The organism is Pseudomonas sp. MPC6 (genome assembly GCF_006094435.1).
In the GTDB taxonomy this organism is placed as follows: domain Bacteria; phylum Pseudomonadota; class Gammaproteobacteria; order Pseudomonadales; family Pseudomonadaceae; genus Aquipseudomonas.
This window is the reverse complement of sequence record NZ_CP034783.1, coordinates 622,535-634,178: the sequence shown is the minus strand read 5'-3', so window position 1 is coordinate 634,178 and position 11,644 is coordinate 622,535. Positions and strand designations below refer to the sequence as shown.

The 11,644-nt window shown below is 61.5% G+C and carries 9 protein-coding genes and 1 riboswitch; of the genes, 5 read left to right on the top strand and 4 right to left on the bottom strand.

What is annotated here, in order from left to right:
* Window positions 1-61 precede the first annotated feature (61 nt).
* On the bottom strand, window positions 62-1,951 hold the full coding sequence (thiC, locus tag ELQ88_RS04855; RefSeq protein WP_128872862.1) for a phosphomethylpyrimidine synthase ThiC: 1,890 nt from the start codon (window positions 1,949-1,951) through the stop codon (window positions 62-64).
* Window positions 1,952-2,115: 164 nt separating this feature from the next.
* A riboswitch (TPP riboswitch) is annotated at window positions 2,116-2,221 on the bottom strand.
* A 192-nt stretch (window positions 2,222-2,413) separates the two neighbouring features.
* Between thiC and ELQ88_RS04850 the strand changes: the two genes are divergently transcribed.
* Window positions 2,414-3,847 (top strand): TolC family outer membrane protein, encoded by a 1,434-nt coding sequence (locus ELQ88_RS04850; RefSeq protein ID WP_138963953.1) that lies wholly within the window; start codon window positions 2,414-2,416, stop codon window positions 3,845-3,847.
* Between the two features lie 178 nt (window positions 3,848-4,025).
* Here ELQ88_RS04850 and waaA read toward each other — a convergent pair whose 3' ends face one another.
* Together waaA and ELQ88_RS04840 are read right to left on the bottom strand one after the other, a co-directional pair.
* On the bottom strand, window positions 4,026-5,303 hold the full coding sequence (waaA, locus tag ELQ88_RS04845; RefSeq protein ID WP_138963951.1) for a lipid IV(A) 3-deoxy-D-manno-octulosonic acid transferase: 1,278 nt from the start codon (window positions 5,301-5,303) through the stop codon (window positions 4,026-4,028).
* The gene (locus tag ELQ88_RS04840; RefSeq protein WP_138963949.1) at window positions 5,296-6,216 is read right to left on the bottom strand and encodes a LysR family transcriptional regulator; all 921 of its coding nucleotides are present in this window, start codon (window positions 6,214-6,216) and stop codon (window positions 5,296-5,298) included. The genes waaA and ELQ88_RS04840 overlap by 8 nt, the downstream gene beginning before the upstream one ends.
* Before the next feature lie 103 nt (window positions 6,217-6,319).
* On the opposite strand from ELQ88_RS04840, the gene ELQ88_RS04835 reads away from it, so the two are divergent.
* The 4 genes from ELQ88_RS04835 (at window position 6,320) to ELQ88_RS04820 (ending at window position 9,815) form a co-directional block, all read left to right on the top strand.
* Window positions 6,320-6,652 carry a multidrug efflux SMR transporter gene (locus tag ELQ88_RS04835; protein ID WP_008027887.1) on the top strand — a complete coding sequence of 111 codons (333 nt, stop codon included), beginning with the start codon at window positions 6,320-6,322 and terminating at the stop codon, window positions 6,650-6,652.
* A 177-nt stretch (window positions 6,653-6,829) separates the two neighbouring features.
* The gene (locus ELQ88_RS04830; RefSeq protein ID WP_138963947.1) at window positions 6,830-8,005 is read left to right on the top strand and encodes an FAD-dependent oxidoreductase; all 1,176 of its coding nucleotides are present in this window, start codon (window positions 6,830-6,832) and stop codon (window positions 8,003-8,005) included.
* Complete coding sequence (locus ELQ88_RS04825) at window positions 8,002-8,814, top strand: aldo/keto reductase (protein ID WP_138963945.1); 813 nt, start codon at window positions 8,002-8,004, stop codon at window positions 8,812-8,814. The genes ELQ88_RS04830 and ELQ88_RS04825 overlap by 4 nt, the downstream gene beginning before the upstream one ends.
* Before the next feature lie 32 nt (window positions 8,815-8,846).
* The gene (locus tag ELQ88_RS04820) at window positions 8,847-9,815 is read left to right on the top strand and encodes a metal ABC transporter ATPase (protein WP_128872868.1); all 969 of its coding nucleotides are present in this window, start codon (window positions 8,847-8,849) and stop codon (window positions 9,813-9,815) included.
* A 243-nt stretch (window positions 9,816-10,058) separates the two neighbouring features.
* On the opposite strand, the gene hldE is transcribed toward ELQ88_RS04820, so the two are convergent.
* On the bottom strand, window positions 10,059-11,483 hold the full coding sequence (gene hldE, locus ELQ88_RS04815) for a bifunctional D-glycero-beta-D-manno-heptose-7-phosphate kinase/D-glycero-beta-D-manno-heptose 1-phosphate adenylyltransferase HldE (protein WP_128872869.1): 1,425 nt from the start codon (window positions 11,481-11,483) through the stop codon (window positions 10,059-10,061).
* Between the last annotated feature and the right edge of the window lie 161 nt (window positions 11,484-11,644).

Here is an 11,644-nt window from a genome sequence, read left to right as displayed (position 1 = left end):
GTGCGACGATTCGGCTTGCTCGCGAAGACGGCAGCACAGCCGCCGTCAATCACAGGTCAGATCAAACCTTCTTGTAAAGCTGACTGCCTTCCCGCTTGAACCGCTCAGCCTGTTCCGCCAGTCCCTTGGCGACTTCGGCATCAATCGTTTCGATCCGCTGGTTGGCCGCGTATTCACGGACTTCCTGGGTGATTTTCATCGAGCAGAATTTCGGTCCGCACATGGAGCAGAAGTGCGCGACCTTGGCCGAATCCTTCGGCAGGGTCTCATCGTGATACGAACGCGCGGTGTCCGGATCAAGGCCGAGGTTGAACTGGTCCTCCCAACGGAATTCGAAACGCGCCTTGCTCAAGGCATTGTCGCGTATCTGTGCGCCCGGGTGTCCCTTCGCAAGATCGGCGGCGTGTGCGGCGATCTTGTACGTGATGATCCCGGTCTTCACGTCATCCTTGTTCGGCAGGCCCAAGTGTTCCTTCGGCGTCACGTAGCAGAGCATGGCGCAGCCGAACCAGCCGATCATCGCCGCACCGATGCCGGAGGTGATGTGGTCGTAGCCGGGTGCGATGTCGGTGGTCAGCGGGCCGAGGGTGTAGAACGGCGCCTCGTCGCAGCACTCGAGCTGCTTGTCCATGTTTTCCTTGATCAACTGCATCGGCACGTGGCCCGGGCCTTCGATCATGGTTTGTACGTCGTGCTTCCAGGCGATCTTGGTCAGTTCGCCGAGGGTTTCCAGCTCGCCGAATTGTGCCGCATCGTTGGCATCGGCAATCGAGCCCGGACGCAGGCCATCGCCCAGCGAGAAGCTGACGTCGTAGGCCTTCATGATTTCGCAGATTTCTTCGAAATGCGTATAGGCGAAGTTCTCTTTGTGGTGCGCCAGGCACCACTTGGCCATGATCGAACCACCCCGGGAGACGATGCCGGTCACGCGCTTGGCAGTCAGCGGTACGTAACGCAACAGCACGCCGGCGTGGATGGTGAAGTAGTCGACGCCCTGCTCGGCCTGCTCGATCAGCGTGTCGCGGAACAGCTCCCAGGTCAGGTCCTCGGCAGCGCCGCCGACTTTTTCCAGGGCCTGATAGATCGGCACGGTACCGATCGGCACCGGCGAGTTACGGATGATCCACTCGCGGGTTTCGTGAATATGCTTGCCGGTGGACAAGTCCATGATGTTGTCCGCGCCCCAGCGAATGCCCCAGGTCAGTTTCGCCACTTCTTCTTCGATGGACGAACCCAGTGCGCTGTTGCCGATGTTGCCGTTGATCTTCACCAGGAAGTTACGGCCGATGATCATCGGTTCCAGTTCGGTGTGGTTGATGTTGGCCGGGATGATTGCGCGGCCGCGGGCGATCTCTTCACGGACGAATTCGGGGGTGATGATTTTCGGCACGCTGGCGCCAAAGCTGTAACCGGCGTGTTGCTGGTCCAGCAGCCCGGCGGCGCGGGCCACTTCGAGCTTCATGTTTTCGCGGATGGCGACGAATTCCATCTCGGGGGTGATGATGCCTTGGCGGGCGTAGTGCATCTGGGTGACGTTGCCCCCGGCCTTGGCGCGGCGCGGGTTGTTCACGTGGGCGAAACGCAGCTTGGTCAGCTCCGCATCGGCGAGGCGTTCGCGACCAAAGTTGGAGCTCAGGCCGGACAGGCGCTCAGTGTCGCCACGGGCTTCGATCCATGGCGAACGTACATCGGCCAGGCCTTTGCGTACGTCGATGATGACGTTGGGGTCGGTGTACGGGCCCGAGGTGTCATACACCACTACCGGCGCATTGATCTCGCCGCCGAATTCGGTCGGGGTCACGTCGAGGCTGACTTCGCGCATCGGCACGAGGATGTCCGGGCGCGAGCCTTGAACGTAGATTTTTTGCGAGCGGGTAAACGGCTGAACCGATTTTTGATCGACCTTGGCCGAGTCACTCAGGTTCGTATTGTCTTTTAGTTTTATAGTCATCACGGGCTCTCCGAACACATCCAGGCAGTGGATTTTTTGTCGGAGCGAACCTGTAAACGAATGGACGCACGGGCGCTGAAAAAACCAGCTGTGCTGTGCTCTGTGCACGAGGGCTGTTCGATTGTCGAACAACATCCCGGACGAAGCACAAGAGGACTCGCCGGGTGACGAGAAATCTTGTTCCCTACGCAGGCGTTAACCTGATCAGGTTCAACGGGATCCGAAATTATTCGATCTCAGCCTCATAGCAAGGCACCCCGACAAGAACGTGGCCAGTCTAGACACAACTGGCAAAGAACGCCAACCCCGCTTTAAACACCATGATGAATGGCGCAATTACAGGATTGTTGCCAAACGTGTGCGCAACTACACTCGCCAAGCCATGCCGCGCCTTGACGCTGTATGGCGTGCGCCGTAGCCTTGGCGCTCAAATTATCAGCGTAATTTTTTAGGGATGGCCTCATGCTGCGCAAACTCTCACTGGCCCTAGCCGTGTCTTGTGCGTCCAATGGAATGGCCTGGGCAGCAGAAGCGCCCTTATCGACCAACACCGACCTGGTCAGCGTCTATCAGGAAGCGGTGGATAACAACGCCGACCTGGCCGCCGCCCGAGCCCAGTACGGTGCCCAGAAAGAAGTCGTGCCCCAGGCCCGCGCCGGCTTGTTGCCAAACCTCTCCGGCGGCGCCCAGGTCGCCAATGTGCGTACCGATATCGATCAACCGGCGTCCGTTGCCAACCGCAGCGCCAACTCCTATCAGGCGACCCTGGCCCAGCCACTGTTCCGCGCCGATCGCTGGTTCCAGTATCAGGCCGCCAAGGACGTCAACGAACAGGCGGCGCTGCAACTCTCGGCGACCGAGCAGAACCTGATTCTGCAAACGGCAGAAGACTACTTCAACGTGTTGCGCAGCCAGGACAACCTGGCCTCGACCAAGGCCGAAGAAGCCGCCTTCAAGCGCCAGCTCGATCAGTCCAACGAACGCTTCGACGTCGGCCTCTCGGACAAGACCGATGTCCTGCAATCCCAGGCCAGCTACGACACGGCACGGGCCAACCGGATCGTTGCGCAACGCCAGGTGGACGACGCGTTCGAAGCCTTGATCACCCTGACCAACCGGCAATACAACTCGATCCAGGGTATCGTCCACACCTTGCCGATACTGCCACCGGCCCCGAACGATGCCAAGGCCTGGGTCGACACTGCCGCCAGGCAGAACCTGAATCTGCTGGCCAGCAACTACGCGGTCAGCGCGGCTGAAGAAACCCTCAAGCAGCGCAAGGCCGGTCACGCACCGACCGTGGATGCGGTGGCGAAATACGAGAAGGGTGACAACGACGCTTTCGGCTTGAGCAATCCGAACGCATTCCCCCAGCCTTATGGCGGCCCCATCGAGCAACGCACACTGGCGCTGCAATTGAATATCCCGATCTACAGTGGCGGCCTCACCACCTCACAGGTTCGCGAGTCTTATTCACGCCTGGATCAGACCGAACAACAGCGCGAATCCCTGCGCCGGCAAGTGGTGGAAAACACCCGCAACCTGCACCGTGCGGTGAACACCGACGTCGAGCAGGTGCAGGCGCGCAAGCAGTCGATCATCTCCAACCAGAGCGCAGTGGAAGCGACCGAAATCGGTTATCAGGTGGGGACGCGCAACATCGTCGACGTGCTGGATGCCCAGCGTGAGCTGTACACCTCGGTGCGTAACTACAACAACACCCGCTACGACTACATCCTAGACAATCTGCGCCTCAAGCAAGCGGCCGGCACGTTGAACCCGGGCGATCTGCAGGACCTCAAGCGTTATCTCAAACCTGACTACAACCCGGATAAAGACTTCCTGCCGCCGGATCTGGCCAAGGCAGCGGCGGATCAGCTCAAAGCCCGGCCTTGAAAATCCCACCCTGTAGGAGCTGGCTTGCCAGCGAAAGCGGCCTGTCTGCCAACATCATTGTTGAATCTGATGACGCCTTCGCTGGCAAGCCAGCGCCTACAGGGATCTCTGCCTGACACAAATTTTGTGTTCGCAGGCGATCCAATGCGGGCTTGCTCGCGAATGAAGACTGCGCGATCTAACGCTCGATCAACCGCCCCAACCCATCCAGCAACCGCTGCAACGCCCCCTGGTTGCTGCGCATCACGTTCAACCCCGCCTCCGCCATCCGCTGCGCATCCCTCGGCAACTCGAACAGCCGCTGCACCGCAACCGCCAAGCCTTCGGCATCGTCCACTTCCTGCAACGCCCCGGCACTGCGCAACTGCGCGGCGATCTCGAGAAAGTTGAACAGGTGGGGCCCGCTGAGCACCGGTTTGGCCAACGCGGCCGGTTCCAGCAGATTGTGCCCGCCGTTCGGCACCAGGCTGCCGCCGACGAAGGCACTGTCGGCCAGGGCATAAAGAAACAGCAATTCGCCCATGGTGTCGCCCAGCAACACCGAAGTACCCGCGGTCACCGGCTCGCCCGTGGAACGGCGCACCGTCGCGAAAACCTGCTGCCGGCACAACTCGAACACCGCATTGAAACGCTCCGGATGGCGCGGCACCAGAATCAGCAACGCATCGGGATGACGGCTGAGCAACTGGCGATGAGCGGCCAGCACCACTTCGTCTTCACCTTCATGGGTGCTGGCGGCGATCCATACCGGACGCTCTTGCGCCTGCCATTGCGCACGCAACGCGGCAGCACGCTGCAGCAATGCCGGGTCGATGGTCAGGTCGAACTTGATCGAACCGGTCACTTCGACCGTTTCCGGACGCGCACCCAAGTCACGGAAGCGCTGGGCCTCGGCTTCGGTCTGCACCGCGAACAGGCTCATCTCGGTGAGCATCGGCCGGGTCAATTTGCTGAAACGACCATAGCCCTTGGCCGAACGCTCGGACAGGCGCGCATTGGCCAGCGCGACGGGAATCCCGCGCTTGGCGCACTGATGGATATGGTTGGGCCAGAGCTCGGTTTCCATGATCACTGCCAGGGTCGGCCGGACCCGATCAAGAAATCGCGCCGCGGCGCAGGGCAAGTCATATGGCAGATAGCAGTGCTGGATACGCGGCTCATTGGCGAACAGTGCCTGGATGCGCTCCGAACCGGTCGGGGTCATGCAGGTCACGGTAATCGGCAGTGTCGGATAACGTTGCAGCAAGGCGCGAATCATCGGCGCGGCCGCAATGCTTTCGCCCACGGATACCGCGTGCACCCAGATACCGCCCGGCCTCATCGCTGGCAGGCCGAGGGAGAAACGTTCGCCAATGCGCTTGGCGTAGGCCGGCGCCTTGCGCGCCCGCAGCCACAGCCGAATCGCTACCAATGGCAGCCCCAGGTAAAACAACGCGGTGTAGAGAGTTCTATTCATGGCGGCGGAGTTTATCGGGTTTTTCGCCAATCGCCTGCAAGTGCACGGCAAAACGTTCCGCCAGCCAACGGGCGGCCGGACCGAGGGGCTCGTCGCGGCGCCAGACCAGTTCCACAATCAACGCTGGCGGGGTCCATTCGCTGTCCAGTTCGACCATCAGCCCTTGATACGCCGGATATTGCACCACGTGTCGCGGCAGCCAGGCCCAACCGAGGCCACGCACCAGCCATTCGGCCATTACGTAGAAACTGTCGGTCCGCCAGACTTGCGGGCTGGCGGGTTCACTGCCGGGATAGACGCTGGACTGGGTGGACATCAGCAACTGCCGATACCGTGCCAGTTGCTGGCAGTCGACCCGAGACTGCTCCGCCAATGGATGCCCGACGCCACACACCGTGACCATTTCAACACTGCCCAACACCCGCCGCTCGAGCGCTTCGGGGATCTGATCGTGATAAAACAGCAGGCCCAGGTCGGCCCGACGCTCCACCAGTTTGCGCGCCACATCGCCCTGGGCTGCACTGGTCAACTGCACTTCAAGACTGGGAAATTTATCCGCCAGGGCCTCGAAGCTTTCGATGATCGGTTGATAGGGCATGGCTTCATCCTGAGCCACGCGCAGACGCGCCTCCTGGCCGCGCATCATCGCCAGCGCCCGGCCGTTGAGGCGTTCACATTGACGCAGCACTTCCCGCGCCTCGTCCAGCAAGGCATTGCCGGCCTCGGTGAGTTTCGGCTGGCGGCCACTGCTGCGATCGAACAGGCTGACGCCCAAGTCCTCTTCCAGCAGCGCAATCGAGCTGCTGACCGCCGACTGCGCCTTGCGCTGATCCCGCGCCACGGCGGAGAACGACCGCTGCTCCGCCACGCCGACAAACAACCGCAACTGGTCCAGATTCCATTGCATGTTCATGGCCAAACCCATCGCAATAACAGATAGGTAATGACTTTACCGCATCTGAAGAAGCTCTAGAATGCCGAACTTGGATAGCAACACTTCACACGAGGATTGACCCATGACCGCTTACTACTACCTGGCCATTGCCATCTGCGCTGAAGTGATCGCCACCGTCTCGATGAAAGCCGTCAAAGGCTTCAGCACCCCGCTGCCGCTGATTCTGGTGATTGTCGGTTACGGGATTGCCTTTTGGATGCTGACCCTGGTGGTGCGCAGCGTGCCGGTGGGCGTGGCCTACGCGGTGTGGGCTGGAATGGGCATCGTGATGGTCAGCGTCGCGGCGCTGTTTATCTACGGACAGAAGCTGGATGTGCCGGCGATGCTGGGGATGGCGCTGATTGTGTTGGGGGTTGTCGTCATTCAACTCTTCTCCAAAACCGCCGGGCACTAAGACCTGGAACTCGATTCACTGTGGGAGCGGGCTTGCTCGCGAAATCGATGTGTCAGGCAACATTTGTGTCGACTGGCACACCGCTTTCGCGAGCAAGCCCGCTCCCACAGGTGCTTCAGCCCTTCCAATCGTCGAGCCTGTATACTGCGCCCTCGTCTTGAACACTGAGGTCGCTGCATGCCATCCGTTATTTCCACCGACGTTCTGATTGTCGGCGCTGGAGTCGCCGGGCTCTGGCTGAATGCGCGCCTGCGTCGCCAGGGTTTTTCGACCGTGCTGGTGGAAAGCGCCAGCCTCGGTGGCGGGCAGAGCGTGAAATCCCAGGGGATCATCCACGGCGGTGCCAAGTACGCCCTGCATGGCGCCCTGACTGGCGCCTCGGAAGCCATCGCCGACATGCCGCGTCGCTGGCGTGAAGCGCTGGCCGGGGACGGTGAGCTGGACCTGTCCGGCGTGCGCCTGCTGTCCGAAGCGCATTACCTCTGGTCTCCCGGCACCCTCGCCGGCAATCTCACCAGCTTCTTCGCCAGCAAGGCTGTACGCGGTCGCGTCGATCAGGTCACCGGTGAGCAATTGCCACCGGCGCTGCAAGACAAGCGTTTCAAAGGCAAGGTCTACCGGCTGGCGGAACTGGTGATCGACGTACCCAGCCTGATCCAGCGCCTGGCCGACCTCGCGGGTGACAGTTTGCTCGCCGGGCAGAAAATCGAGCCGTTGCTGGAGGGTGGGAAGCTGATCGGCCTGAAGGTGGACGAGCGCGAGATCCGCGCCCAGCGCATCGTCTTCAGCGCCGGCGCCGGCACCGCGACCTTGCTTGAAACACTGGGGCTGACCCATCCCGCCATGCAACGCCGGCCGTTGCACATGATCATCGCCAAAGGCCCGGGCCTCAAACCGCTGTATGCCCACTGCCTGGGCGGTGGTACCAAACCGCGCATCACCGTGACCACGCACCCGGCGGCCGACGGACAATGGGTCTGGTACCTGGGTGGCGATATTGCCGAAGCCGAAGGTGTCGCCCGCGATCCCGCTGCGCAAATTGCCACGGCCCGCAAAGAACTCGGCCAATTACTGCCATGGATCGACCTGAGCACGGCGCAGTGGGCGACCTTGCGCGTGGATCGCGCCGAGCCGCTACAATCCGGATTGACCCGCCCCGACAACGCGTTTCTTGCCGAAGAGGGCCGGCTGCTGGTCGGTTGGCCCACCAAACTGGCACTCGCGCCAGACTTCGCCGACCGCGTCATCAATTCATTGCAACGGGATGACATCCAGCCAGGCCATCCCGCACCGCTGCCCGAACTGCCAAAACCACCGATGGGCATTCCAGCCTGGGAACAACTGCTGCCATGAGCCAACCCACCCTGCACGATCTGCATCGCCCTCTGGGCAGCACCGGCCTGCTGGTTTCGCCCCTGGGCCTGGGCACGGTAAAACTCGGCCGCGACCAAGGTGTGAAGTACCCCAACGGTTTTCAGATCCCCGGCGATGACGAAGCGCGCATGCTGCTCAAACTCGCGCGCGACCTGGGCATCAACCTGATCGATACGGCACCGGCCTATGGCCGCAGCGAAGAACGCCTTGGCCCGTTATTGCGCGGCCAGCGCCAGGACTGGGTAATCGTCAGCAAGGTCGGCGAAGAGTTTGCCGACGGTCAGTCCCGACACGATTTCAGTGCGGCGCATACCCGACTCTCGGTGGAACGCAGCCTGCAACGTCTGGAAACGGATTTTATTGACCTGGTGCTGGTGCACTCCGATGGCAACGACCTGGCGATCCTCAATGACAGCGAAGCCTATGCGACCCTTGCCGAACTCAAGGCCGAAGGCAAGATTCGCGGTTTCGGCTTTTCCGGAAAAACCGTCGAAGGCGGCTTGAAGGCTCTGGAACAAGGTGATTGCGCCATGGTCACCTACAATCTGAACGAACAGAACGAGAAGCCGGTCATTGACTATGCTGCTGCCCATGGCAAAGCCATTCTGGTCAAAAAAGCCCTCGCCAGCGGTCACGTCTGCCTGAGCCCGGGCGTGGACCCGGTGCGCGCCAGCTTCGAATTGTTGTTTGAACATCCGGGTGTCGCCAGTGCTATTGTCGGGACCATCAATCCGCTGCACCTCGCCCACAACGTCGCGACCGCTGCCCAGGTCCTACGTAGAAACTGACGCCGCCGACGCGGCCTTAAGCAGGAGCCGACATGCCGCGTACGCTCATAAGAAAGAACCCGAGCAATTTCAAGACCCTGCCGTTATTCGTCGAAGCGACCCCCGAAGGCTTGAGTTATCAGAGCGTCGGGATGCCGCTCAATTTTTCCCAGACCCTGCAACGTCGCCGCCCGGTGGCCGTAGCCGACACCGAACGTTTCGCGCTGGAGCTGGCCAATCTCGGCGTCTCGGTGCGCTTGACCCTGCATTGGCAGAATCGCGATTACTGGGTGTTGGTGCGTCAACGGCGGCAGGACCGCGGCGATGTGGTGCTCAAGCTGATCTCCGGCTACGTGCCGGCCCACGAACTGAACCTGCCGCTTCACACCGCGATCCAGGAGATTGCCGAAGAGTGCCTGCTGGAAACGCCGGAAGGCTGGCTCGGCGGACGCTTCAACGATACGTGGTTACCGGCGCCCTACTCTTCAGCCCTGCATTACCGTGAAGCCATGCCTTTTCGCCTGACCCCGTTGTCAGGCGCGGCGCGCCCGGTGCGTTGCGCCAACCTGCAGCTGATCGAACGTCCGCGGGCTTACGTGCACTTGCCGACGGCGTCGTTGCAACTGATCTATGACCTGCGCCTGGAAGTCCCCAAGGAAGCCAAATCCCTGAGCCTGTTTCATGTCGACGAGCGACTGGAAGGCGATCAACTGGTGGCCCGGCTCGACCGCAAGCGTCCCGACCTTTATTTGATGCCACTGCAAGACGGCCAGCCAATGGCCGAGCTCTTTACCTTGAAAAAGGATCAGTTGTACCCGGCGAGTACTCGCGGGTTGTACCTGGCAGAAAGCTTCGCCCGACAGGAAGGCTGGCTGGTACGCGATGAACGGATTCGCTGGAAGGATTGGGTGCGGGAGCAGGGGTTGAACCCGCCGGGGAAGGATTCCGGCCTGGCGCGGCTACGTGGGAAGGCCAAGCAACTGCTGAAGAAGATCGTGCCGCGTAAAAAAGTCAGCTCCTGAAAGAAAAAGATCGCAGCCTGCGCCAGCTCCTACAGGTGTACACAACCCCTGTAGGAGCTGGCTTGCCAGCGATGCACTCGAGGACGCCACGTTGATTCAGGCATACACGCGTTATCGTTGACGACCCTCACCCTGTAGGAGCTGGCTTGCCAGCGATGCACTCGAGGACGCCACGTTGATTCAGGCATACACGCGTTATCGTTGACGACCTTCGCTGGCAAGCCAGCTCCTACAGGGGGGTTGTCATTCGGACTTGCGGATCTTCTCGACAATCGCCGTGGTCGAGCTGTTTTCAACCAGCCCCAGCACTTTCACGATGCCACCATACGTGGTCACGATGTCCGCACCGACCACCTGCTCGATCCCGTAATCACCGCCCTTGACCAGCACGTCCGGCTTGACTTCGCGCAGCAGGTTTTCCGGGGTGCCTTCAGGGAAGCTGATCACCCAGTCCACAGCGCCCAGGCCCGCCAGTACGGCCATGCGCCGGTCGACGCTGTTGATCGGACGACCCGGCCCTTTCAGACGGCTGACCGACGCATCGTCGTTGACCGCCACGATCAGACGATCGCCCTGGGCCCGCGCCTGTTCGAGATAAGTCACATGGCCGGCGTGCAGAATGTCGAAGCAACCATTGGTGAAGACGATCTTCTCGTTGTGCGCACGCGCATCGGCGACCGCCAGCACCAGTTGCTCAAGCCCCAGCACACCGCGCTCGGAACCTTCTTCACGCTGGATGGCCCGCCGCAGTTCCGGGGCGCTGATGGCCGCCGTACCGAGCTTGCCGACCACGATGCCCGCCGCCAGGTTGGCCAGGGCCACCGCGTGGGGCAGTTCTTCACCGGCGGCAATCGCTGCCGCCAGGGTGGAAATCACCGTGTCGCCGGCACCGGTCACGTCGAACACTTCACGGGCACGGGCCGGCAGGTGCAACGCCGGATGATCCGGACGCAGCAAGGTCATGCCGTGTTCGCCACGGGTCACCAGCAATGCGCCGAGGTCCAGGTCATGCATCAGCTGCGCACCCTTGCTCACCAACTCGTGCTCATCGGCGCAGCCACCGACGATGGCTTCGAATTCGCTGAGGTTCGGCGTGATCAAGCTCGCCCCACGGTAGATGGAGAAATCCTTGCCCTTGGGGTCGGCCAGCACCGGAATGCCACGGGCACGGGCGGCCTGGATCAGCACCTGATGGTTTTTCAGCGCGCCTTTGCCATAGTCCGACAGTACCAGCACCTTGATGCCTTCGAGCAGTTCGTCGACCTGCTCGCCCAACGCCAGGGCGTCGGTGGCGAAGGGTTCTTCGAAGTCGATACGCAGCAGTTGCTGGTGACGACTCATGACCCGCAGCTTGACGATGGTAGGCTGGTGCGCGATGCGCTGGAACAAGGCCCGCACGCCCGCGCCCTTGAGGCTATTGACCAGGCTGTCGGCGGCTTCATCGTCGCCAGTGACGCCGACCAGCGACGCCGGGGCACCCAGGGCGGCAATGTTCAACGCAACGTTGGCGGCACCGCCCGGGCGGTCCTCGATTTGCTCGACCTTGACCACCGGTACCGGCGCCTCAGGGGAAATCCGTGAGGTACCACCATGCCAGTAACGGTCGAGCATGACATCGCCGACCACCAAGACAGGGGCTTGATCGAATCGCGGCATGGACAACTTCATGGTGCAACCCACATACAGAATGAACAGGGGCGCGATATTAACACAGGCTTGGCATGGGCTAGTGTGACGGCTGCAACGGGATGATTCGGCTCGGATTTCTATTGATGGCTGAGCACATATCACCGGACGCATTGCACGTCGGGCGTGCGAGAGGTGAGCCA